The following is a 21,206-nucleotide window of genomic DNA, read 5'->3' as shown; positions in this document are numbered from 1 at the left end:
CGGAGCCGTCAGTCGATGTGCGCGGCGACGACCGCCTGCCCCAGGGCAAGACCGCCGTCACCGGGCGGGACAAGGGTGTGCCGCAGCACCGTGAAGCCGTCCTCGGCAAGGCCGGCTGTGCACAGTTCGTCCAGCAGTGCGTTGCCGAACACCCCGCCGGACAGTGCGACCGTGCCGATGCGGGTGTCCGTCCGGGCCGCCCGGCAGGCCGCTCGTACGGCATCCGACACGGCGACATGGAAGCATGCGGCGATCAAGGCGGCGTCGGCGCCCGCACGCACGTCGGCGACGGCGGCGCGGATGACCGGGGCCGGATCGAGCAGCATCAGGCGTTCCGGGGTCCGGCGCAGTTCGAAGGCGTAACCGCCCCGCTGCGGACCGGCGTCGACGGCTGCGGCCTCCAGTTCGACGGCGGCCTGAGCCTCGTACCGCGAGCGATGGCAGATCCCGGCGAGCGAGGAGACCGCATCGAACAACCGGCCCATGCTGGAGGTCGACGGACAGGCCAGGCCCCGATCCAGCTGACGGGCGAGAAGGCCGAGTTCATGGGGCCGGCAGGCGGCCGTGCTCGGCACGTCGGGTGTCCAGTCCAGCCCGGCGGCACGAAGGTGCGACAGTGCGGTCCGGTACGGATTGCGCACCGCCGCGTCACCGCCGGGGAGCGGGACATAGGCGAGGTGAGCCACCCGGCGGTATCCCCGATAGTCGGCCAGGAGCACTTCACCGCCCCAGATGGCGCCGTCGTCACCGTAACCGGTGCCGTCGAAGGCCACACCGATGACCGGGGCACTGCCGTCGAGTCCGTTCTCGGCCATGACGGCCGCGATGTGCGCATGGTGGTGCTGGACCGTGACGAGCGGCCGCCCGCCGGCATGGCGGCCGGCCCACTGGGCGGAACGGTAGGCCGGGTGGCGGTCCGCGGCGAGCCACTCCGGCCGGACGCCGGTGAGGGTGCGCAGATGACGCTCGGCGCGTTCGAAGGCTGCCTGGGCCGCCAGGTCGTCCATGTCTCCGATGTGCGCGGACAACCAGGCGGAGCGGCCCTCGGCCAGGCAGAGGGTGTTCTTCAGGTCCCCGCCCACGGCGAGCACCGGCCGCACCCGCACCGGCAGGTCGATCCGGGCCGGGGCGAAGCCGCGGGAGCGGCGGACCGGCATGAGCGTACCGTCGGCACGTGCCCGTACCACCGAGTCGTCACAGGCCACGACGATCTCCCGGTCGTGGCCGAGCCAGGCATCGGCCAGTCCGTCCAGCCGGCGCAGCGCCTCCTGGTCGTCCGTGACCAGCGGCTCGCCGGAGCGGTTGCCGCTGGTCACCACCAGCGCTCCGGGTCCCGGGATGTCTCCCGGGAGGCCGAACAGCAACCGGTGCAACGGCGTATAGGGCAGCATCACACCGACGTCGGGGCTTCCCGGGCAGACTGCCTCTGCCAGAAGCAGGGCGGCGACGCGATGGCGGCGCAGCAGCACGATCGGGCGGGCGGGCCCGGTGAGCAGTGCGCGTTCGGCCGGGCCCAGTCGCCCCAACCGGCTCGCCGTCGCCACGTCGGCGGCCATCACGGCGAACGGTTTGTCACCGCGTGCCTTGCGGCGCCGCAGCTCGCCGACGGCCGACCGGTCGGCGGCGTCGCAGACCAGGTGGTAGCCGCCGATGCCCTTGACCGCCAGGATCGCCCCGGCGGCCAGGAGCCGGCGGGCCTCGGACAGCGCCGCCTCGGCCTCCAGTGGCGCATCCGGTGGGCAGGTCAGCCGCAGGCGGGGTCCGCAGGACCAGCAGGCGATGGGCTGGGCGTGGAACCGGCGGTCGGCGGGGTCGGTGTACTCGTCGGCACAGGGGGCGCACATCGGGAAGGGCGACATGCTCGTGGTCGCACGGTCGTACGGCAGCCCGGTGGTGATCGTGTACCGCGGGCCGCAGTGGGTGCAGGTGATGAAGGGATGGCGGTAGCGGCGGTCGGCCGGAGCCGCGAACTCGGCGAGGCAGGCGTCGCAGGTGGCGATGTCCGGTGGGACGAGCGTACGGCCCCGGCCCGGTGCGGAGGGGCGGATGACGAATCCGGTGCCACCGACCGCGGGGACGTCCTCGGCGGTGACGGTGGTGATCTCCGCGAGCGGCGGCGCGTCGGACTCCAGCCGGTGGCAGAACCCTTCCACCGAACCGGCCGACCCCTCGACCTCGACCAGCACACCGGACGGGCCGTTGGCCACATGCCCGGCGAGCCCGAACCGCGTCGCGAGGACGTGCACAAACGGCCGGAAGCCCACGCCCTGGACCACGCCGGTGACGGTCAGCCGGCGACGGAGCACGCTGCCGGCCGGCCGGAGACTAGTGGGCGTCGACGCCATGCCGGTCCGCGCTCTCCGTATGCGGATGGGAGTGTGCCCGGTCGCGGTGTCCCGCGAGGGGCGGGCGGTGCACCGGGCCGCCGTCGCAGACCTCCAGGACCCGTTCCCACAGGGCGGCGACACCGAGGCCGGTGCGAGCGGACGTCCGCAGCACGTCGACTCCGGGGTTCACCTGCCGCACCGCCGCGAGGAAGGCCGGCTCGTCGAAGCCGACGGCCTCGGCGAGATCGGCCTTGGTCAGCACCACCAGGTTGGCCAGTCCGAAGGCGCTCGGATACTTGAGCGGTTTGTCCTCGCCCTCCGTCACCGACATCAGCGCGACCCGGAGGGTCTCCCCCAGGTCGTACGAGGCGGGGCAGACCAGATTGCCGACGTTCTCGATGAACAGCACCCGGGTGTCATCGGGCAGCCAGCCCTCCAGATGGCCCCGCAGTTGGGCGGCCTCCAGATGGCACAGGCCACCGGTGTGCACCTGTTTGACCGGCGCTCCCGAGCGGGAGAGGCGCGCGGCGTCGTTCTCGGTGGCGAGGTCGGCGGTGACGGCCGCAGCGGGCACCGCCTCCGCCGTCGCCCTGGCCAGCACCACTTCCAGCAGCGCCGTCTTGCCGCTGCCGGGGCTGGAGAGCAGATTCACCATGGTGGTGCCGCGGGCGCGCAGTTCGGTGCGCAGCGTCTCCGCGAGACCGTCGTTCCTGGCCAGCACGGCCTGTCTCACATCAACGACCTGGCACATCGGCCGTCACCTCCTCGTCGTGGTGATCCGGGGCCGGGAAGCCGACTCCCGCGAGCTCGAGTTCCCGCCCGGCCAGCACTTCCACCGACCCTCCGTCACACTGCGGGCAGAGCAGATTCGGTGGGGTCCCCGGGTGGAACTCCACCGCGCAGGGCGCGCACCGAACCACGGCCGCCACCCGCTCGACCGTGAACCGCGCCGTGGAGAGCAGGGTGCCTTCCCTGGCCACCTCGAAGGCGAAATCCAGCGCGTCCGGTTCGACGCCGGCGAGTTCACCGACGCGCAGACGGACCTCGTCGACCGCATCCGCATCGTGCCGCCGGGCAAGTTCGTCGACCGCTTCGACAACGGCGATCGCGATGGAAAGCTCATGCATCCGCGCTCCCTCCGGCCATCAGCCACGGTAGGAAGCGGTATGCCGCCGATCCGCCACCCGCCCGCGCGACCCGCCGCGATCCCTCCATACGGCCCAGCGCGAGGCGGGCGGTGACGCTCGGCCGGGTCAGCCGGACCGCCCGGCCGGCCTTCCCGGTCAGCCGAGCGCGGCCGCCGCCACCCGCAGATCCGCCACCAGGCCCGCGAACGCCGCCTCGCGGTCGTCCGCGCGCAGCACCGCCGACGGATGGATCGTGGGTCGCGCTTCTCGCCGGGCCGGGGGCGAAGGGGTGGAACGTACCGCGCATTCTCTCTTTTACCCGGTACAGCTTGCCCCGCTCGCAGCTCTCAACGAGCTCGCTGTCACGACATCAGCCCACCATGCCAGGCGCATCCCACAGAGGGAACCAACGAGACAGGTCCTGCTCGATCCGCAGGTCGTTTCGAAGCAGGGTGGAGATCTGCATCTCCAGAGGGTTGTCACGTTTCTGCTGGCCAGGCCGTATACACAGCGGATAGAAGGTGCCGCGCTTGTAGAGGTAGACCAGCGCGAGCGTGCGCAGCTCGGCATCGTGGAAGCCGACCAGGGAACAGAGCAGTTGCGGGCCGAAGCCGCTCTCCTCGAGGGCGGTGTTCACCGCGTGCAGGTCGTTGACGAGGGAGATCAGGTCGTCGGGGGCGCGGTGGACGAGCAGCCACGAGTATCCGTACGCGTCCCGGCTCAGTTCCACCGGCATGCCGCCGCGTTCGGGGTCCGCGTCCAGCAGGTCCTGCATGTCCTGACGGACCTGGGCGAACGCCCCGCCCTCGATGGACGCGAAGCACACCGAGCCGAGGCCGGTCGGGGTGAAGCCCATCGCCGCCTGGAGCGTGATCGCGGCCGAGGGCAGCCCGAAGAGCTGGTCGAGGTCCGGCTTGACCTGCTTGGTCCTGCCGAACAGCGCATCCCAGAAACCCACGCGGTCATCAGCTCCTTCTCACGGCGCCTCGCCGCTCAGCTCGGCCGAGATCGCTTCGAGCGCCTTGAGGCGGCGCTCCAGCGTGGGGTGGGTGGAGAACAGATTGGCCACCACCGTGCCGGGCCCGAGAGCGGGGGTGAAGAAGAACGCGTTGAACGCCTGTGCCGTGCGCAGATCCTCGGTGGGGATACGGGCGATGTCGCCGCTGACCTTGGTCAGCGCCGAGGCCAGGGCCGAGGGCCGCGCGGTGAGCATGGCCGCGGCGCGGTCGGCGGCCAGTTCGCGGTAGCGGGACAGCGCCCGGATGAGCAGGAAGCTGACCGCGTAGACCAGGGCGGAGACCGCCATGACCATCACGAGCAGAACTGCCGTGTTCTGGTCGCGCTGGCGTCCACCCAAGAGCTGGGAGTAGAAGGCGAAGCGGACCATGAGCCCGGCGATCACGCCCAGGAACGAGGCGATGGTGATCACGGTGACATCGCGGTGCGCCACATGGGAGAGCTCGTGGGCCAGGACCCCTTCGAGCTCTTCCGGCTCCAGTCGCCGCATCAGACCGGTCGTGACACACACCACGGCGTTGTCGGCGTTGCGGCCTGTGGCGAAGGCGTTGGGCAGGTCCATGTGGGAGACGGCCACCTTCGGCTTGGGCATGTCCGCGGCGGCGCACAGCCGGTCGACGACGCCGTGCAGGCGGGGCTGCTCCTCCGGCGTGACCAGGCGTCCGTGCATGGCGTACAGGGCGATCCGGTCCGAGAACCAGTACTGGACGCCCAGCAGCCCGCCGGCGATCACGACCACGAGTACGACGGACTTGAGCAGCACGATCAGCGCGGCGGTGAACGCCACGTACAGCAGACCGAGCAGAAACATCGTGACCACCATCCTGGCGGTCAGCTGCCGGTCGGGCCGGAAGCGGCTGTGCATCGCCATGACGGCCCGCCTCCTCTCAACCGGATCGAGGTGTCGGCCGAGCCATACCCCGTGCTCACCTCCAGCGTCCGGCGCCGCGGCCCGGGACGCAAACACGCCGCGGCACGTACCGCGGCCACGCCGTCGGGGCGCATGCCCTCGACTTCCTCCCTCGAGTGGCGGGGGAAGCCCGTCGGCCTGGTGCGCAGCAGTGGCGCTTCGGGAGGCCCATCCGCCGCCGAAATGATCAGGTTCATGGCCACCCCCGAATGCACCGGCGCGGCCGAGGCGTCCTCGACGAACCGGCAGCGGCGCTCACGCGGCAGCGCGTCGCCGCGTGAGCAGCGGCCGGCGTTCCGGACCGGAGGGGCGCGGCGTTCTCCGCTCACACCCGTCTGAGAACATGAAGCCTCGTCCGGAGCGCGGCAGGAAGCGGCGCTCACCTTCCGGCAGGAGATCACGCACGTTGTCCCAGAAACGCGAAGCGTCCACCGACGACGAAGACCGCCTCGGCCTGCAGGCCGACTGCAGTAACTGCTTCGGGCTGTGCTGTGTCGCACTTCCCTTCGCCCGCTCGGCCGATTTCGCGGTCGACAAGGACGCCGGGCAGCCCTGTGCGAACCTGCGGGCGGACTTCCGCTGCGGCATCCACACGCGCCTGCGCGAGCGGGGCTTCTCCGGCTGCACCGTCTTCGACTGCTTCGGCGCGGGGCAGAAGGTATCCCGGATCACCTTCGGCGGACAGGACTGGCGGAAGGCCGCCGGGACCGCGCGGCAGATGTTCGACGTGTTTCCCGTCATGCGGCAACTCCACGAGCTGCTCTGGTACTTGGCCGAAGCGATCGCCCTGCCGCCGGCCCGCCCCATCCACGGCGAGCTGCGCCGTGCGCTGGACGGCACCGAGCGCCTCACCCTCGGCAGTGCCGAAGAAATCGCCGAGCTGGATGTCCCGGCGCTCCGTCATGACATCAACGCCCTGCTGTTGAAGACCAGCGAACTGGTACGCGCCGAGGTCCCGGGCCGTAAGAGGAACCACCGGGGAGCCGACCTCATCGGGGCGAGACTCAAAGGTGCCGGCCTGCGGGGCGCCAACCTCCGCGGCGCCTGCCTCATCGCCGCCGACCTCAGGAATGCCGATCTGCGCACCGCCGATCTGATCGGCGTTGACTTCCGGGACGCCGACCTGAGCGGCGCCGATCTCACCGGAAGTATCTTCCTCACCCAGTCCCAGCTCAACGCGGCCAAGGGGGATGCCACAACGAAGCTGCCCCCCACACTCACCAGGCCGGCACACTGGTAGGCCGTTGACGGCCGCCTACACCGGGGCCTGCACGGGCAGGATGCGGCGGGGGCCCGAGGGAGGGACGGAACGGTTGCGCCACTCGCGGGGGTAGCCCAGCGAGACTTCGTGATGCGGCACGCCGTCGCACTCGATGGTGCGCGGAATGTGCAGATGCCCGTAGACGACGGCGGCGGCCCGGTAGCGCACATGCCAGTCCGCGGTGGCCTCCGTGCCGCACCACTGGGCGAACTCCGGATAGCGCAGGACCCGGGTGGGTTCCCGGACCAGCGGGAAGTGGTTGACCAGCACGGTGGGCAACGTGGGGTCGATCGCGTCCAGCCGCGACCGTGTATAGGCCAGCCGGGCGCGGCACCACGCGTCACGGCTGGGGTACGGATCGGGGTGCAGCAGTCGCTCGTCGGCGCCGATCACTCCCGATTCGTAGGCGACGGCCAGCGCCTCCTCCTTGGTGCTCGCGCCGGCCGGCCGGAACGTGTAGTCGTACAGGACGAACAGCGGGGCGACGACGACCGGTCCGTCGGATCCCTGCCACCGCGGGTAGGGGTCCTCGGGAGTGACCACCCCCAGTTCACGCAGGGCGCCCACAATGTGCCGGTAGCGGGCCTCGCCGCGCAGCTGGTGCGCATCGTCGGAGGTGGTCCACAGTTCGTGGTTGCCGGGCGCCCAGACGACGACCCGGAAGCGGTCACGCAACAGCTTCATCGCCCAGAGGATGTCGGCGATGCGTTCCCCGACGTCCCCGGCGACCACCAGCCAGTCGTCGTCCGACACGGGCCGCAGCCCTTCGACGATCCCGCGGTTCTCGGCGTGGCGGACATGCAGGTCGCTGATGGCGAGCAGGCTCATCGCCTCGCCTCTCCTCGGTGGACGCGCTGAAGCGATCACAGCCTACGTCGCGCCCCATCGAGGCGTCAGCATGCCCAAGTGGGGCCACAGCACCGCGTGTCGGCCGTGCGGGGCGCATCCTGCGGTGAGTCGACGGGCACCGCCGGAGTGGCGTCCGCGCCGGACGGCGTCGCATTGCGTCTCCGGCGCGGTGTGCGCCGTGCGGACCGCGGGCGTGGGTACCGCCGGACCTACCAGCGGTACCAGCGGGCCCTGCCGCCACCGGGAGCCGGCCCGCGCATCAGGAATCCCACCAGCCAGACGACGAGTACGACCAGGGCGATCCACCACAGCACGTCCAGGGCGAATCCGGCCCCGAAGAGAATCAGGATCAGAAGAAGGACCAGAAGCAGCGGGATCATGTCGGCACCTCCTCCTCTCGGCATGTCCCGGCATGCGGGTGCCCGGAATGCGAGGTCCTACGCATCCTGCGACGGCCACGCCCCGGTCACGCTTCCGCCACGGGGGGCCCGGCAGGCTGGTGCCAGAGGCTCACACTCAGGGAGGAGACGCCATGAAGCGAACGGACAGAGCCGGTGCGGTCCTGGCCTCGGCCCTGCTGCTGGCGACGGGCGGACTGCTGTCGGCCGCGGGTGACGCGGCGGCAGGCGGTCCCCCGTCCCGTGCCGTACCGGCTCACGCCGCGCGCACCCAGGTTGCCGCCTGCACGTACTCCCAGCTCATCCCGGACGGCGCTCAGCGGGTGGGGGCCGACCGGCTGAGGATCACTGTCGTCAACGAGGGCCCCAAACCCTGCACACTGCGGGGATTCCCCACCGTGGCCGTCGCGGGCCTGGGGTCCCCGGAGAAGAACAAGCCCCTCACCGTCGGTCACCAGGGCGACGCACGCCTGGTGCAGCTGATGGTCGGCGGCCGCGCCGCGACACAGATCACGTTCACCCCGGTTCTCGGTGAGGCGGAGGGCTACTGCGCCTCCGGTGCCACGCCTACCGTCGCGCCCTCGATCGTGCTGGGTGTCGCCGGCGGAAAGCTGCAGTTGGGGCTCGAGGACGGTGGTGACGTCGCGCTCTGCGGCACGACGGTCCGGGCCACCGCGTTCCGCGGCTCCCCCGCGTGACGCCGCCTCTGCACAGCGGTGCTCGCGCGGGTCACCGCGGCGCGACCGTGGTGCAGAGGCCCGCGACCAGCTCGCGCAGACGTTCTGTGGGGAGGAGTCCGAGTTCGGCGCCGAGGCGTTGCGCGTAGTCGTTGAAGTCGTGCAGCGCCTCGGACGGATTGCCTTCCGCAAGGTGCGCACGGACCAGGCAGATCCGGCTGCTTTCGCGCAGGGGGTCCGCGTGTACGGCCGTACGGGCCGCCGCCACGGCCTCGGCGTAGCGCCCGGCAGCGGTGAAGGTGTCCGCAAGGGACTCCAGGGCGTGGAGACGCAGTTGCCGCCAGCGCTCCGCCTCCAGTTGTGCCCAGTCGTCGTACCAGCCGGGGAGCAGATCGGCGGCGAGGGCCTCGACCGTGGCGATGCCGGGGTCGTGCTTCCCGTTCTGCGCGGGATCCAGGATGCGGTGGGCCAGCGAGCGGGCGTGCTGGAAATCGACGGCGGCGCCGCGGGCCAGGCGCACTTCGGACGCGCCGATGTCGAGGGCCTGCTTTCCCGTCTCCCGCAGGCGGGACAAGGCCGATCTGAGGTTCGCGTGGGCACAGCGGTCGGGCGCGTCCGGCCAGAGAGTCCCCGCGATCAGGGCCCGGGGAACGGCCGCCCGACTGCACAGAGCGACGAACGCGAGCAGACGCCCGGAACTCAGCGGGATCTCCGCCGGTTCGTCCCCGACCCACAGGTCGAAGCCGCCGAGGACTGCGATGCGTACGCGCGCTTCCGGGCCCTCGCTCGGGGCACCGGCCGTACGGTCACGTGGGGTGCTCCGCTTCGCCTGCCGCTCGGCGGCGTCGCGGTCGCCTCTCGGTCTCTGAGCCATCCATCGCCCTCCGCCAGCTCATCCGGTCGGAACGATCAGGGAGAGTTCAAGAGCGTTCTCCTCCGCCATGCTCCGCCGCCCGTCCGGATCTGTCGACCGGGAGGACGATCTCCGTCGTGGAGGTTTGACTCGATCGTGGAGGTTTGGCTCGATCGTGTGATGGTCGACCTTCTGGCTTGCGGAGCCGCGCGGGGGCGGGGGTAGCGTTGCCGGTGCGATCCGGGACGCCGGGTGCGGCGTTGGCGTGCGGGGCCCATGCTCCACCGTGTCGCCGCCCGGGTAAAACGCGGACGGGGGCGGCCGCGTCGCACCGCGACCGCCCCCTGGGCACAGGACGTGTCCAGTGCCGTTCAGGCGGGCCTCTTCCCGGCCGCCCGTGAAGCCCGCCGGTGCCGACGCCGCTCCACCAGCCACGAGATGATGAGGAACACCGGCAGCGCGATCCCCACCAGCAGCGCGGCACCGGTGGCCGCGCTCATCAGAAACCGGCCGCCCACCCGGGCCACCCCGTGGTAGTAGCCGACCACCACGGCCATCAGCAGCAGATATCCGCCGACTGCGGTGCCCGCCACCTGGCGGATCAGGCCGGACCACCCGCGCCTGCCGGTAACCGGGGCAGGCAGTTCCGCCCGCCGGCCGGGTCCGGCCCCGTACCGGCGCAGGATCCGCAGGCCGAAGGCGAGGTATCCCATGACCAGCAGATAGCCGGTCAGCATGATCCCGACGTTCAGCGAGACCGGAAGCACCGTACGGGCCCTCCGTAGCGGTACACCGTCACTGGGCATCCCGGAGCAGGAAGTGCCAGCCACGGACGAAGGCGTGCCAGCCGAACCACAGCCAGAAAGCGAACAGCGCCCAGCGTCCCGCCGGATAGCGCATGACGGCGCGCATGGCATCGCTGAGGGTGGGAAAGGCGTCACCGGGCTGGAGCAGGGCGATGCCCTCCCAGGCGAACACCGCGCCGAACAGCACCGCCCAGACGAGATACCCGATCACTGGATGCTCTGCCACCGCGAACTCCTCCGCCACGTGCCTCGCTGACCGACTGCCAGGTCGATCATCCGTCACAACCAGCCCGGAGAAGCGGATGCGAGCATCACCAGGACGTCAGGCGTGCGGCACCACCGCAACGGGGCAGGTGACATGGTGGATCACCGAGTGTGTCACCGGGCCCAGGCGGGGGCCGGCGGAGTCGCGGCGGCCGACGACGACAAGACTCGCCCCGGTGGAGGCCAACAGCAGATGGTGGGCGGCCCTGCCGTCGACGAGGTGCTCGGTCACCTCGATGCCGGGGTACTTGTCCCGCCAGCCGTCCAGCGCGTCGGTGAGCGCACGTTCCAGCTCGGCCTGTACGGCCTGCACATCGGGCGTCGACAACGGCTCATGGACCCTGCCGTGCGCGTACAGCAGCGGAAGCCGCCAGACGTGCAGGACCCGCAGGGGTGCGCTCCGGGCCGCGGCCGCGGCGAAGGCATACGCCAGGAGCTCGTCACCGGACTGCGCCAGGTCGAGGCCGAGGACCACCGGGCGGTACGGCGTTCGTGCCGACGGGGCGCCGAGGAGAGTGAGCAGGTGTTCGTCCTCGGGGCGTTCACCCGCACGGACCAGGACGACCGGGCACCGGGCGCGGGCGGTGACGTCCAAGGCGACGGACCCGACCACGAAGCCGGCGAAGCCGCTGAATCCGTGGGAGCCGAGGACCAGCATCTGCGAGGACTCCGCCGCCGCCAGCAGGGCCTCGACCGGCGCCTCGGGAACGCGGAGCGGAACGAGCTTCAGCGTCGGGTGGCCGGCGAGCAGCTTCCGCACGGCCGTGTCGAGGGCATGGTCCTCGCGCTCGGCCGTTGCGCCGGCTTCCGGCGGGCGGGTACGGAAAGCAGGTGCGTACCCGGCGTGCAGCAGGGTCAGCGGCAGGTCGCGCAGAAGCGCTTCGCGGGCCGCCCACTGGGCGGCGTCGAGGCTTTCGGCGGAACCGTCGATGCCTGCGGTGAGGGTCTGGCGCATGACGCACCTCTTGGGTGTGTCCACGGTTGTCTGCTATGACGCTCCCACCGGGCCGCGTGCGGCGGCGATGGGCAGGGCGGCCCATGGACGGGGCCATTCGGCCCCTGTGCGGTCGCGGGCCGGTCGGCGAGCGTGGTAATCAGATCGATGTGACGTGCGCCGGGTCCCGGGAAGGGCATGATCACGATGACGCGTATAGCACTTGTGGCCTACGGCACCAAGAACGGCTCGACGGCGGAGATCGCCGACTTCATCGCCGACGTCCTGCGCAGCCACGGGCTCGAAGCGGAGGCGCGCCCCGCCGCCGGGGTCCGCGATGTCGGTCCGTACGACGCCATCGTGCTCGGCGGTGCGCTCTACATGGGCCGCTGGCACCGGGACGCCCGGCGCTTCGCCCGCCGTCACCGCCATCACCTGGCCGGACGTCTGGTGTGGCTGTTCAGCAGCGGCCCTCTCGACGCCTCGGCATCGCAGCGGAACATCCCTCCGGTGCGCACCGCCCATCGCGCGGAGCGCAGTCTGGGTGCCGAGGAGCATGTCACCTTCGGGGGACGGCTGACGGAGGGAGCGCGGGGCCGGGTCGCCCGCATGATCCTCGACGAGGGGCGCGGAGGGGACTTCCGTGACTTCGACCGGATCGCCGCGTGGGCCGAGAGCATCGCCGCCGCCGTGGCGGCGGAACCCGCACATCACCGGGAAGAGCACATCAGCTCGGTCAAGGAGGGCCGCGATGCCTGATTCTCCACACACCGTGAGCGATGTCATGACGCACACCGCCGTCGCCGTGGGGCGCCGTGCGACCTACAAGGAGATCGTCGCGCTGATGGAGCAGTGGAAGGTCAGCGCCGTGCCGGTGCTGGAGGGTGAGGGCCGCGTGATCGGCGTCGTCTCCGAGGCCGACCTGCTCCCCAAGGAGGAGCTCCGCGTGGACGACCCGACGCAGGCGGACCGACCGCTGTCGGACGCGGCGAAAGCCGGCGCGGTGTTCGCCGAGGAACTGATGTCCAGCCCGGCCGTCACCGTCCACGCGGACGCAACCGTCGCCGAAGCGGCCAGGATCATGGCGCGTCGCCATGTGAAACGGCTTCCGGTGGTCGACGACATCGGCATGCTGGAGGGTGTCGTCAGCCGCAGCGACCTGCTGAAGGTGTTTCTCCGGCCGGACGAGGACATCGCCGAGGAGATCCGGCGCACCGTGGTCGCTGACCTGCCACCCGCGGCGCAGGTGGAGGTGTCCGTGGAGGAGGGCGTGGTCACCCTCGGCGGCAGCCTCCGGGACCGGGCTCTGGTCCCCCTGCTGGCCCGGGCCGTGCGCGCGGTCGAGGGCGTCGTCGACATCCGTGTGGATCTCGGCGCCCCGGTGGGCGACGGCACCCGGCCGTGAGGGGGCTGAGATGCCCGAGGCACCTGTCTTCTCGGCGGAGAAGCCCATCCGGGTCTTCGTCCTCGACGACCATGAAGTCGTCCGCCGCGGACTGCACGACCTGCTCGACGCCGAACCGGACATCGAGGTGGTGGGCGATGCCTCGACCGCCGAGCAGGCGCTGGCCCGGGGACCCGCGCTGCGCCCGCACGTCGCGGTCCTCGATGTCCGTCTTCCCGACAGTGACGGCATCACCGTCTGCCGTGAGCTGCGCTCGCGCATGCCGGAACTCGCCTGTCTGATGCTGACCTCGTTCGACGACGAGGACGCCCTGCTGGACGCGATCATGGCAGGCGCCGCCGGATACGTCCTCAAGCAGATCAAGGGATCGGACCTGGTCTCCGCGGTACGCACGGTGGCGACCGGGCAGTCGATGCTCGACCCCGCCACGACCACACGCCTGATGCGCTCGCTGCGCGATCCCGTGACCGAGCAGCCGCCGCCCGAGGACGTACGACTGGCCGTGCTCTCCGAGCGAGAGCGGGCCGTCCTGGACCTGATCGGAGAGGGGTTGACCAACCGTCAGATCGGCAAGAAGCTCTATCTGTCGGAGAAGACCGTCAAGAATCACATCTCCCGGCTGCTGTCGAAGCTGGGCGTGGAACGGCGCGTCCAGGCCGCGGTCATCGCGGCCCAGATCCACGAGCACGAGCAGCGGCAGCACTGACCGTCGGACTCCTCATGGCCGCCGGGTCAGCGGAACCCGCCACTCCAGGCGAGTGCCGCCCGAGGCGCCGCGGACCACGGTCAGCTCACCGCCCTGCCTCTCGGCACGTTCCGCCAGATTGCGCAGACCGCTGCGGGGGCCGTTGTCGGCGATGCCGATGCCGTCGTCGGACACGGCCACCGTCAGCGTCCCGCCGCGCACCACGAGCGACACCTCCACCTTCGAGGCCCGCGCATGGCGCGCCACATTGGTCAGCGCCTCGCCGAGGACGGCGACCACCTCGTCTGCGACCGGGTGCGGGACATCCGTGTCGATCAGGCCCTCCATACGCAGCGCCGGTGCGAAGCCCAGCGCCCGGGCCGCCTCCTCGACGGTCCGTACGGCGCGGACCCTCAGCCCCGGCATGCCCTCCCGCGTCTCGTGCTCACGCAGTCCGAAGATGGTCGACCGGATGATCTTGATGGTGGCATCGAGGTCGTCGATCGCCCGTCCGAGCCGCTCGGACGCCTCGGGGTGCTCGACGAAACGCTGGGCGCTCTGCAACGTCATACCGGTCGCGAACAAGCGCTGAATGGCAAGATCGTGCAGGTCACGGGCGATTCTGTCGTGGTCTGCCAGCAGGCTCATCTGTTCGGCGTCCCGCCGCCGGTCGGCCAGCTCGAGAGCCAGCGCGGCCTGCCCGGCGAACCCGGACAGCGGTTCCGTCTCCGACTCGTTGAACGGCGGACTCCCGGCGCGACGCGCCAGCATGAGCACGCCCCTTACACCGTCCTTCGTCCCCACCGGGACCGCCACGGCAGGGCCGAAGCCCTTCCACCGGCCCGGTTCGAACGTCACCCGCGCATCGCTCGTCACATCCGGTGTGGTGACGGGCCTGCCCGCGGCGAACGCGGCAGCCGCCAGGGTGCCTTCGCGAGGCAGCGTCAGGCCGCGGTGCGCCTCGGCCCTCTCGCCGAGCGCCAGCGCCCCGCGCAGGCATCCGCCCGCTTCCGCGAGATAGACGACACCCAGCTCCGCCGCGGTGATCCGGCGGGCCCGTTCGACCATCATCTCGAGCACCTCGAGCTCCGAGGAACCGGACAGCAGGGCACTGGTGCATTCCGCGCTCGCCGCCAGCCAGCGCTCCCTGAGCCTGACCTCCTCGAAGAGGCGGGCGTTGTCGATGGCGATGCCGGCGGCCACGGCCAGTGTCGACAGCACCGCTTCGTCCTCGGCGTCGAACTCCGCCTCGCCGCGCTTCTGCGTCAGATAGAGGTTTCCGAACACCTCGTCACGCACCCTGACGGGCACTCCCAGGAACGAGTGCATCGGCGGATGGTGCGCCGGGAAACCCGACGAGGCCGGGTGTTCGGAGAGCTCCGCCAGCCTCAGCGGCTGGGGATGCCGGATGAGCTCTCCGAGAAGTCCGTGCCCGGAGGGCAGGTCGCCGATCCGGGCGCGCAGATCGTCGCTGATGCCCACCGGCAGGAACCGAGCGAGCTTCTTGTCGTCGCCGATGATCCCGAGCGCCCCGTATTCGGCATCCACCAGGACCACCGCGGCCTCCACGATCCCCTGGAGCACCTGAGGCAGATCCAGCTCGCGCCCCACGGAGAGCACGGCCTCCAGCAGACCGTTCAGCTTGTCCCTGGCACCACGCATCTCGTCGATGCGCACCTGGAGCTCGTCGAGGAGCTCGTCGAGCCGCAGCCGTGGGATCCGGCCTGCGCCCCACCGGTCTCTTTCGGCCATGGGCCCTCCGACGGTGATGAACGGAAAGGGCCACCCGCTTCTCGCGGATCCTGATTGCGCGGTGCGCGGTACGAGTGCCGCTTCTCCGCGTCTCCCTAGGGGCCCTTTCCGCCAGTTCCATGGAAGCACCCGACGCACGGTCCCACCAGGCCACGACGGTGGCACATCACCCGGTAGGGGCCGGTTTCGCGACGCGGGGGATGAGTTCGACCGGGCAGTGGGCGTGATGCAGCACCGCGTGGGTCACCCGGCCCAGCGTCGGAGAGATGCCGTGAGGGGCCCGGCGGCCGCCCATGACCAGCAGATCCGCGCGGCGGGATGCTTCGACGAGTGCCCCGGCGACCGAGCTGCCCTTGTCGATGTCCTCGGTCACGGTGAGGCCGGGGAACTCTTCGTGGATCCGGCCGGCGACCTCCCGCAGCTGTTGCTCGTGTTCCTGGGCGATCTCGCCCAGATGGAGTACGTTCCGGACGCTCAGCAGCCGCAGCGACGCCGTGCGCAGCTGCGCGGCGCGCGCGGCGTGGCGGACGCACTCGAGGTCGGCCCGGTCCCGTACTGCGGCCAGCACCACGCCCTTGTCCACGCCTTCACCGGCGGCCCTCACCACGACGACGGGTCCTTGCGCACCGGCAGCCACACGTAGCCCGACCGAGCCGAGCAGCAGTGCGGTGAACCCTCCGAGACCGCGGTTCCCGATGACGATCGTGCCGTGCCCGCCGGCCACGTCGTGAAGGCCGGCCGACGGTTCCAGCGGGCTGAGTTCCGTGGTGACCCGCAAGCCGGGAAAGCGTTGTGCCACCTGCGCGGCGGCGTCCTCAAGCAGCGCGTTCCCCGTTCTCCGGATGTTCCGCATCATCTCGGCGGACACGTACAGGTCCCGGCCTTCGGTGTCCATGGCGTGCACGAGGTTCAGGGGCTGCCCTCGCCGGTCGGCCTCGGCCGCCGCCCACAGTGCGGCTGTCATCGCGTCGGCCGAACCGTCGACGCCCGCCACGACCCACCCGAGTTCCGGGCCGCCGGTTCTGCTGTCGCCCATGGTTCCTCCTTGTGGCGTCCCAGCGGCGTCACCACTCACCGTGTCACGGGGGACCGTGCCGGAACGAGGGCCACAGGGGGCCGTCGCCGGACCGAAGGTCCCCGGTCCGCGGTGAACGCGTGGGCCGGCCATGGTCAGCCTGGTCATGGGGACCTCGAAGGAGGTGACCGGCATGACGACGACTCCGGCGGAACACCGGCCGGTCAGCGTGGAGGCGGCGCTCGACACGCCCCAGTCGCGCCGGCCGTGGCCGGTGAAGTGGTGGCTGCCGGCCATCCCGCACTACATCGTGACCGCCTTCTTCCTGAACGGCTACCGGGACGACTGGTGGGCCGGCGGCCTGATCTGCGTCCTGGTCCTCATCGCCGCCGTCGTTCCGGCCCTCACCGGGAAGTACCCGCAGGACCTGTTCGACTTGATCATCGGGCTCGACCGGTGGGTGCTGCGCGTGGTGGCCTACGCGACCCTGATGGCGGACGCCTACCCGCCGTTCCGGCTCGACATGGGCGGGACCGAGCGCGTCGCCCGGACCTGGCCCCGGCGTCCGTGCGGCGAAGGACCAGGGCCGTTCGGCGACCCCACGGGGACCCTCGGCCCCTCCTGCCCCGGCTGCCGGGCCGTGACGCTGGAACCGTGGCCGCGCGGGCGGCCCGCTCCCGGAGGGAGACCCCCAGTGCCTACACGACCACTCGACTCAACCTCCGTGACGCACCTCGTCGAGGACGCCACGGCGGCTCCGTCGATGCACAACGCCCAGCCGTGGAAGTTCCGCTTCCTGCGCGACACCGCCTCCCTGGAGATGCGCGCCGATCCGGAGCGCACAATGCCCAAGGCCGACCCGACGACCCGTGCCCTGCACATCGGCTGCGGAGCCGCGCTCTTCAACCTGCGTGTCGCGGCCGCCCACGCGGGCCGGGAAGCGGACGTCAGGCTCCTCCCCGACCCCGCCGACCCCCTGCTGCTCGCCGAGGTCGGCCTTGCCGGACCCGTGGGCCCGGACGACGATCTCGCCGTCCTCCACCCCGCGATCAGCCGACGGCGCACCAGCCGCTTCCCCTTCACCGACGAGGAGATCCCGTCGGACATCGTGGACGGGCTGTGCGGCGCGGCGTTGCTCGAAGGCGCCCGCCTGTTCTTCCCCGACACATGGCACGTGCAATCCGTGCTGGACCTCGTGCACGACGCCGAAGGCCGCGAGGCCCTCGCCCCCGAAATCCAGCAGGAGATCGCCCACTGGACGCGAACGGGTACCGAGGAGGGCCCTTCCAGGCCGGAGGGAATCCCTGCTCATGCCCTCGGTCCCCGACAGCACGACGTCACCGCTCCGGTCCGCGACTTCGCCGGTCGGCGCGCCGTTCCCGGCCGTGGCTCGGCCACCTTCGAGAAGACCCCCCGGCTCGCCCTGCTGGGCACGACCGAGGACCGGCCGGAGGACTGGCTGCGAGCCGGTCAGGCCATGGAACGGGTACTGCTCCAGGCCACCTCGGACGGACTGGCCACCTCCCTCACGTCCCACGCCCTGGAATGGCCCGAACTGCGATGGGCGGTGCGTGACCCGGCATCGTCGATGGGCCATGTGCAGATGGTGATCCGCCTCGGATACGGCCCGGCGGGTCCGGCGACCCCGCGTCGGCCGGTGCCCGAAGTCCTCGACATCGCGTGAGGACACCGCCTCTCAGGACACCCTGCTCGTGAGGACACCCTGTGGGACAGCCGTCCGCCGGGTCACGCACCGGGCAGACGGAGCCAATGCTGCGCGCCGGGCGGGAAGGTGACACGGCGTTCGCCCGCAAGGACCACGGTGAGCGGGCCCTGTTGCGAAACGGGCACCCCGATGCCCAGCCGTCCCGGCAGTATCCGGACGCGGACCCCCTCATGGCCGCGGTAGCAGAGCGAGAAGGAGAAGCGGGAGATCTCGTCGAGGGGTACGGGGTCCAGCCGCAGCCCGTCGGGACCGGCCTCCAGACCGGTCAGCCCGCGCTGCACGAGGTCCAGGGAACCCGCCATCGCACCGAGGTGAATGCCTTCCCCCGTCGTGCCGCCCTGGACGTCGGCCACGTCGCTGAGGAGGGCTTCCTCGCAGTACCGCCAGGCGCCCGCCCCCTTGAGTCTGGTCAGAACCCAGCCGTGGACCAGACTGCTGAGCGTCGAGCCATGGCTGGTCCGGTGCAGGTAGTACTCGACCGTGGCGCGCCACAACTCGTCGTCCAGGCGGTAGCCGAGGCGCGCGAAGAGCCCGGTCAGCTCGGCCGGGGAGAACAGATAGCCCAGCATGAGCGTGTCCGCCTGCTTGGACGCCTGGTAGCGGTTGACCGTGTCGCCCTCGGCCTCCAGGATCCGGTCGAGCCTGCGGATGTCCACGTACCGGGCCCGGTACGCGTCCCAGTTCAGCTCGGCGAGTTCGCCGTATCCCTCGAACTGGCTCACCACGCCCGCATGGAACGGCACCCGTAGCCGCCGGGAGATGTCGTCCCAGCCCTCCAGGACCTCGGCGTCCACCGCGAGCTGATCGAGCAGTTCCTCCCGGCGCTCAGGGAGCAGCTCGTCCACCAGTTCGAGGGCGCGGGCGATGACCCAGGCGGCGGTCACGTTGGTGTACGCGTTGTCGTCCAGTCCCGGGGCAGTGGCGCCCGGATACGCGTCGTGGTACTCGTCCGGGCCGAGGACCCCGCAGATGCGGTAGCGGCCCACGGAGGTGTCGTATCGTGCGGCCCCGGCCCAGAAACGGGCGATCTGGAGCAGCATCTCGGCGCCCTGGCCGTGCAGGAAGCCGATGTCGCCGGTCGCTTGCCCGTAACGCCACACATTGTGGGCGATCGCGGAGCCGACATGGCGCTGAAGCCGTGAATGATCGGGCATCCAGCGGCCCGACCGGGGGTTCATATGGAGTTCCTGGGTCTCCTCACGGCCCTCGCTGCCGCTCTGCCACGGGTACATCGCGCCCTGCTGTCCCGCGGCCCGGGCCGCCGCGCAGGCCTCGCCGAGCCTCCGGTGACGGTAGGTGAGCAGCGCCCGTGCCACTTCCGGGAAGTGCAGGTTCAGATACGGCAGGACGAACAGCTCGTCCCAGAACACATGGCCGCGGTAGGCCTCACCGTGCAGGCCTCGGGCCGGCACCCCGGCATCAAGGTCCGCCGTGTGCGGGGACAGGGTCTGCAGCACATGAAACATGTGCAGATGGAGGATGCGGCCGGCTTCTCCGGGGACGGTCAGCTCTGCCCGGCTCCACAGGTGTGCCCATGCAGCCCGGTGCGAGACGAGCAGTTGCTGGAAGGCCGGTGCCCGCGCCACGCGGTTGAGTGCGGCCTGCGGGGGATCTTCGGCGGGCCGGTCCAGGGAGGTGTGGAGCGCGACGGTCTTCACCACGGTGACCGGCCGGCTCCTGGAGATCGGCACGGTGAACGCCTGGGCGCTGCTGCTCTCCCTGATGTGTGTGCGGGGTACGACCTCGGGCCGCGTGGTGGTCCGTACGGCCAGACCGACCCGGATGTGCGAGGTGATGGTGTGGCAGGACAGCCACTGGGCCCCGTCCGGTGTCACGCCGGTGTGCCGCCCCGTCAGATGATGGCCGTTGAGGTCACGGTAGCGGTCGACACCGGCATTGGAGACGTCGCCGTCGAGCGCCGACTCCACCTCGACGGTGCCGCTCCATCCGTGGGCCCGCAGGGTGGTCCGCTGGGCGGCGAGGTGCGGATCGCCCATGTGCACGATCCGGGTGTGGGTGACGGTCAGGCGCCGGCCGTGTCCGTCCTGGAACAGCATCCGGTGGGTGAGCACTCCGGCTCGCAGGTCGAGCGACAGATGGAAGTGCCGGAGGGTCCGGTGGTCGGGGGTGAGCCAGTCGCCCAGCGGACCGTCGTCCGGATGGCAGCGGTAGCGCAGCGGCAGCCAGTTCGGCAGGTTTACCATGTCCTCGTTCGACACGCGCCGTCCGGCCACCGTGGATTCCAGCCGGTTGTAGACACCGGCGGCGTACGTGCCGGGATAGTGCACCGGCCCGGCACCGGTCTCGGGTACGGCTCCCCGGGTGGCGAAGCAGCCGTTGCCCAGCGTGCACAGGGCTTCCCTCAGGCGCTGCTGCTTGGGGTCGTACCCGGCGTACTCCCATGTCCATTCGGAGGTCATGGCCGGTTCCTCCGGGCGATGTCCTCCGGCAGGCCGGAGAGGTCGCCGACGACCAGGTCGGCGCCGTGCGCCCGCAGGTCCGCCGCGGCGGCCGGGCTCGCTCCGCGGTCGAGGCCGACCACCAGGCCGAAGCCGCCACGCCGGGCCGCCTCCACACCGACCGAAGCGTCCTCGACGACCGCCGCAGCCGCGGGCGGCATGCCCAGCCTGCGAGCTGCCTCCACGAACAGCGCGGGATCAGGTTTGCCCGGCAGTCCCAGGCGGGCCGCCTCCACGCCGTCCACCACCGTCTCGCACAGACCGACGATTCCGGCCGCGGTGAGCACGTCCCGGGCGTGACGGGATGCCGACGCCGCGGCGCACAGGACTCCCGCCTCCCGCAGCGTGCGCAGCAGAGGAAGCACGTCAGGGAACGCTTCGGGGGGCCGCTCGCGCAGCGCGGTGACGAATTCCTGGTCCTTGCGGGCGGCGATCGCCCATACGCTGCCGCATCCCGGCGGGTCCTGCGGATCGCCCGTGGGCAGGTGGATACCGCGTGCCGTGAGGAAGGCCAGGGCGCCGTCGAACCGGGACTTCCCGTCCACGAGCCGCCGGTACTCCTCCACCTGGTCGAACGGGCGGCACTGCTCCCGGTCCGCGGCAGGCAGGACGTCGAGACAGCCGTCGAAGGCGAGCTTCCAGGCGGCCGCGTGGACCCGGGCCGAGTCGGTGAGGACACCATCGGTGTCGAACACCACCGCCCGGAGCCTCGGTCCGCACATGCTCCTCGCCTCCCGTCCG

General features: G+C 71.2%; 22 protein-coding genes and 2 pseudogenes. 8 read left to right on the top strand and 16 right to left on the bottom strand.

Going from position 1 to position 21,206, the window contains the following annotated elements; all coding sequences use genetic code 11:
- Positions 1 to 8: 8 nt before the first annotated feature.
- From hypF to htpX, 6 genes and pseudogenes are all read right to left on the bottom strand, one after another.
- On the bottom strand, positions 9 to 2,345 hold the full coding sequence (gene hypF / locus ABD858_RS30620) for a carbamoyltransferase HypF (RefSeq protein ID WP_345043625.1): 2,337 nt from the start codon (positions 2,343 to 2,345) through the stop codon (positions 9 to 11).
- Positions 2,326 to 3,078, bottom strand: a complete 753-nt coding sequence (gene hypB, locus ABD858_RS30615) for a hydrogenase nickel incorporation protein HypB (RefSeq protein WP_345043623.1) — start codon at positions 3,076 to 3,078, stop codon at positions 2,326 to 2,328. Before hypB ends, hypF begins: the two co-directional genes overlap by 20 nt.
- Positions 3,062 to 3,454 carry a hydrogenase maturation nickel metallochaperone HypA gene (hypA, locus tag ABD858_RS30610; RefSeq protein WP_345043621.1) on the bottom strand — a complete coding sequence of 131 codons (393 nt, stop codon included), beginning with the start codon at positions 3,452 to 3,454 and terminating at the stop codon, positions 3,062 to 3,064. Before hypA ends, hypB begins: the two co-directional genes overlap by 17 nt.
- A 156-nt stretch (positions 3,455 to 3,610) precedes the next feature.
- Positions 3,611 to 3,712: pseudogene (locus ABD858_RS30605) on the bottom strand (UdgX family uracil-DNA binding protein); the annotation flags it as partial.
- Positions 3,713 to 3,824: 112 nt separating this feature from the next.
- Positions 3,825 to 4,412 carry a PspA-associated protein PspAB gene (pspAB, locus tag ABD858_RS30600; protein WP_345043619.1) on the bottom strand — a complete coding sequence of 196 codons (588 nt, stop codon included), beginning with the start codon at positions 4,410 to 4,412 and terminating at the stop codon, positions 3,825 to 3,827.
- 18 nt (positions 4,413 to 4,430) lie between these two features.
- Positions 4,431 to 5,336: a zinc metalloprotease HtpX gene (gene htpX, locus ABD858_RS30595; RefSeq protein ID WP_345045020.1), complete on the bottom strand. Its 906-nt coding sequence runs from the start codon at positions 5,334 to 5,336 to the stop codon at positions 4,431 to 4,433.
- A 240-nt stretch (positions 5,337 to 5,576) separates the two neighbouring features.
- On the opposite strand from htpX, the gene ABD858_RS30590 reads away from it, so the two are divergent.
- Both ABD858_RS30590 and ABD858_RS30585 read left to right on the top strand, forming a co-directional pair.
- Complete coding sequence (locus tag ABD858_RS30590) at positions 5,577 to 5,720, top strand: hypothetical protein (RefSeq protein WP_345043616.1); 144 nt, start codon at positions 5,577 to 5,579, stop codon at positions 5,718 to 5,720.
- A gap of 67 nt (positions 5,721 to 5,787) precedes the next feature.
- On the top strand, positions 5,788 to 6,621 hold the full coding sequence (locus ABD858_RS30585) for a pentapeptide repeat-containing protein (RefSeq protein WP_345043615.1): 834 nt from the start codon (positions 5,788 to 5,790) through the stop codon (positions 6,619 to 6,621).
- A gap of 15 nt (positions 6,622 to 6,636) precedes the next feature.
- On the opposite strand, the gene ABD858_RS30580 is transcribed toward ABD858_RS30585, so the two are convergent.
- Entirely contained in the window at positions 6,637 to 7,470 is an 834-nt protein-coding gene (locus ABD858_RS30580; RefSeq protein ID WP_345043613.1) for a metallophosphoesterase family protein, read from the bottom strand.
- A 230-nt stretch (positions 7,471 to 7,700) separates the two neighbouring features.
- Positions 7,701 to 7,871: a hydrophobic protein gene (locus tag ABD858_RS30575; RefSeq protein ID WP_345043611.1), complete on the bottom strand. Its 171-nt coding sequence runs from the start codon at positions 7,869 to 7,871 to the stop codon at positions 7,701 to 7,703.
- Positions 7,872 to 8,023: 152 nt separating this feature from the next.
- Here ABD858_RS30575 and ABD858_RS30570 point away from each other — a divergent pair, with 152 nt between their 5' ends.
- Positions 8,024 to 8,587, top strand: coding sequence for a DUF4232 domain-containing protein (locus ABD858_RS30570; RefSeq protein WP_345043609.1), 564 nt, complete (start codon positions 8,024 to 8,026; stop codon positions 8,585 to 8,587).
- 31 nt (positions 8,588 to 8,618) lie between these two features.
- Here ABD858_RS30570 and ABD858_RS30565 read toward each other — a convergent pair whose 3' ends face one another.
- From ABD858_RS30565 to ABD858_RS30550, 4 genes are all read right to left on the bottom strand, one after another.
- Positions 8,619 to 9,440: an AfsR/SARP family transcriptional regulator gene (locus ABD858_RS30565; protein ID WP_345043607.1), complete on the bottom strand. Its 822-nt coding sequence runs from the start codon at positions 9,438 to 9,440 to the stop codon at positions 8,619 to 8,621.
- Positions 9,441 to 9,790: 350 nt separating this feature from the next.
- Entirely contained in the window at positions 9,791 to 10,225 is a 435-nt protein-coding gene (locus tag ABD858_RS30560; protein WP_345043604.1) for a DUF6256 family protein, read from the bottom strand.
- A complete protein-coding gene (locus ABD858_RS30555) occupies positions 10,215 to 10,451 on the bottom strand; it encodes a DUF6186 family protein (protein WP_345043602.1) in 237 nt (78 codons plus the stop codon). Before ABD858_RS30555 ends, ABD858_RS30560 begins: the two co-directional genes overlap by 11 nt.
- Positions 10,452 to 10,547: 96 nt before the next feature.
- Positions 10,548 to 11,444 carry a universal stress protein gene (locus tag ABD858_RS30550; RefSeq protein ID WP_345043599.1) on the bottom strand — a complete coding sequence of 299 codons (897 nt, stop codon included), beginning with the start codon at positions 11,442 to 11,444 and terminating at the stop codon, positions 10,548 to 10,550.
- A 186-nt stretch (positions 11,445 to 11,630) separates the two neighbouring features.
- Here ABD858_RS30550 and ABD858_RS30545 point away from each other — a divergent pair, with 186 nt between their 5' ends.
- The 3 genes from ABD858_RS30545 to ABD858_RS30535 are packed head-to-tail and all read left to right on the top strand — an operon-like array spanning position 11,631 to position 13,534.
- Positions 11,631 to 12,182: a flavodoxin domain-containing protein gene (locus ABD858_RS30545; RefSeq protein ID WP_345045017.1), complete on the top strand. Its 552-nt coding sequence runs from the start codon at positions 11,631 to 11,633 to the stop codon at positions 12,180 to 12,182.
- Positions 12,175 to 12,828, top strand: a complete 654-nt coding sequence (locus tag ABD858_RS30540) for a CBS domain-containing protein (RefSeq protein WP_345043597.1) — start codon at positions 12,175 to 12,177, stop codon at positions 12,826 to 12,828. Before ABD858_RS30545 ends, ABD858_RS30540 begins: the two co-directional genes overlap by 8 nt.
- 10 nt (positions 12,829 to 12,838) lie before the next feature.
- Positions 12,839 to 13,534, top strand: coding sequence for a response regulator (locus tag ABD858_RS30535; protein WP_345043596.1), 696 nt, complete (start codon positions 12,839 to 12,841; stop codon positions 13,532 to 13,534).
- Between the two features lie 12 nt (positions 13,535 to 13,546).
- Here ABD858_RS30535 and ABD858_RS30530 read toward each other — a convergent pair whose 3' ends face one another.
- Both ABD858_RS30530 and ABD858_RS30525 read right to left on the bottom strand, forming a co-directional pair.
- Positions 13,547 to 15,265 carry a sensor histidine kinase gene (locus tag ABD858_RS30530; RefSeq protein ID WP_345043593.1) on the bottom strand — a complete coding sequence of 573 codons (1,719 nt, stop codon included), beginning with the start codon at positions 15,263 to 15,265 and terminating at the stop codon, positions 13,547 to 13,549.
- Between the two features lie 166 nt (positions 15,266 to 15,431).
- A complete protein-coding gene (locus ABD858_RS30525) occupies positions 15,432 to 16,301 on the bottom strand; it encodes a universal stress protein (protein ID WP_345043591.1) in 870 nt (289 codons plus the stop codon).
- 130 nt (positions 16,302 to 16,431) lie between these two features.
- Between ABD858_RS30525 and ABD858_RS30520 the strand changes: the two are divergent.
- Together ABD858_RS30520 and ABD858_RS30515 are read left to right on the top strand one after the other, a co-directional pair.
- A pseudogene (locus ABD858_RS30520) lies at positions 16,432 to 16,782 on the top strand (hypothetical protein); the annotation flags it as partial.
- A 192-nt stretch (positions 16,783 to 16,974) separates the two neighbouring features.
- Positions 16,975 to 17,964: an Acg family FMN-binding oxidoreductase gene (locus tag ABD858_RS30515; RefSeq protein WP_345045015.1), complete on the top strand. Its 990-nt coding sequence runs from the start codon at positions 16,975 to 16,977 to the stop codon at positions 17,962 to 17,964.
- Between the two features lie 62 nt (positions 17,965 to 18,026).
- Here the strand turns inward: ABD858_RS30515 and ABD858_RS30510 are convergent, their stop codons facing one another.
- On the bottom strand, positions 18,027 to 20,426 hold the full coding sequence (locus ABD858_RS30510; protein ID WP_345043588.1) for a glycoside hydrolase family 65 protein: 2,400 nt from the start codon (positions 20,424 to 20,426) through the stop codon (positions 18,027 to 18,029).
- Entirely contained in the window at positions 20,423 to 21,187 is a 765-nt protein-coding gene (locus ABD858_RS30505; RefSeq protein ID WP_345043586.1) for an HAD family hydrolase, read from the bottom strand. Before ABD858_RS30505 ends, ABD858_RS30510 begins: the two co-directional genes overlap by 4 nt.
- Between the last annotated feature and the right edge of the window lie 19 nt (positions 21,188 to 21,206).

It is taken from the genome of Streptomyces sannanensis (assembly GCF_039536205.1).
Lineage (GTDB): Bacteria > Actinomycetota > Actinomycetes > Streptomycetales > Streptomycetaceae > Streptomyces > Streptomyces sannanensis.
This window is presented reverse-complemented; position numbering and strand designations above follow the sequence as displayed.

What these genes read in the sequence shown, in the direction of transcription:
- hypB (WP_345043623.1), bottom strand. Translation starts at nt 3,078, where the DNA reads ATGTGCCAGGTCGTTGATGTGAGACAGGCCGTGCTGGCCAGGAACGAC.
- ABD858_RS30540 (WP_345043597.1), top strand. Translation starts at nt 12,175, where the DNA reads ATGCCTGATTCTCCACACACCGTGAGCGATGTCATGACGCACACCGCC.
- ABD858_RS30535 (WP_345043596.1), top strand. Translation starts at nt 12,839, where the DNA reads ATGCCCGAGGCACCTGTCTTCTCGGCGGAGAAGCCCATCCGGGTCTTC.
- ABD858_RS30560 (WP_345043604.1), bottom strand. Translation starts at nt 10,225, where the DNA reads ATGCCCAGTGACGGTGTACCGCTACGGAGGGCCCGTACGGTGCTTCCG.
- ABD858_RS30505 (WP_345043586.1), bottom strand. Translation starts at nt 21,187, where the DNA reads ATGTGCGGACCGAGGCTCCGGGCGGTGGTGTTCGACACCGATGGTGTC.
- ABD858_RS30545 (WP_345045017.1), top strand. Translation starts at nt 11,631, where the DNA reads ATGACGCGTATAGCACTTGTGGCCTACGGCACCAAGAACGGCTCGACG.
- ABD858_RS30510 (WP_345043588.1), bottom strand. Translation starts at nt 20,426, where the DNA reads ATGACCTCCGAATGGACATGGGAGTACGCCGGGTACGACCCCAAGCAG.
- ABD858_RS30565 (WP_345043607.1), bottom strand. Translation starts at nt 9,440, where the DNA reads ATGGCTCAGAGACCGAGAGGCGACCGCGACGCCGCCGAGCGGCAGGCG.
- hypF (WP_345043625.1), bottom strand. Translation starts at nt 2,345, where the DNA reads ATGGCGTCGACGCCCACTAGTCTCCGGCCGGCCGGCAGCGTGCTCCGT.
- ABD858_RS30530 (WP_345043593.1), bottom strand. Translation starts at nt 15,265, where the DNA reads ATGGCCGAAAGAGACCGGTGGGGCGCAGGCCGGATCCCACGGCTGCGG.
- ABD858_RS30590 (WP_345043616.1), top strand. Translation starts at nt 5,577, where the DNA reads ATGGCCACCCCCGAATGCACCGGCGCGGCCGAGGCGTCCTCGACGAAC.
- ABD858_RS30575 (WP_345043611.1), bottom strand. Translation starts at nt 7,871, where the DNA reads ATGATCCCGCTGCTTCTGGTCCTTCTTCTGATCCTGATTCTCTTCGGG.
- hypA (WP_345043621.1), bottom strand. Translation starts at nt 3,454, where the DNA reads ATGCATGAGCTTTCCATCGCGATCGCCGTTGTCGAAGCGGTCGACGAA.
- ABD858_RS30525 (WP_345043591.1), bottom strand. Translation starts at nt 16,301, where the DNA reads ATGGGCGACAGCAGAACCGGCGGCCCGGAACTCGGGTGGGTCGTGGCG.
- ABD858_RS30570 (WP_345043609.1), top strand. Translation starts at nt 8,024, where the DNA reads ATGAAGCGAACGGACAGAGCCGGTGCGGTCCTGGCCTCGGCCCTGCTG.
- htpX (WP_345045020.1), bottom strand. Translation starts at nt 5,336, where the DNA reads ATGCACAGCCGCTTCCGGCCCGACCGGCAGCTGACCGCCAGGATGGTG.
- ABD858_RS30550 (WP_345043599.1), bottom strand. Translation starts at nt 11,444, where the DNA reads ATGCGCCAGACCCTCACCGCAGGCATCGACGGTTCCGCCGAAAGCCTC.
- ABD858_RS30580 (WP_345043613.1), bottom strand. Translation starts at nt 7,470, where the DNA reads ATGAGCCTGCTCGCCATCAGCGACCTGCATGTCCGCCACGCCGAGAAC.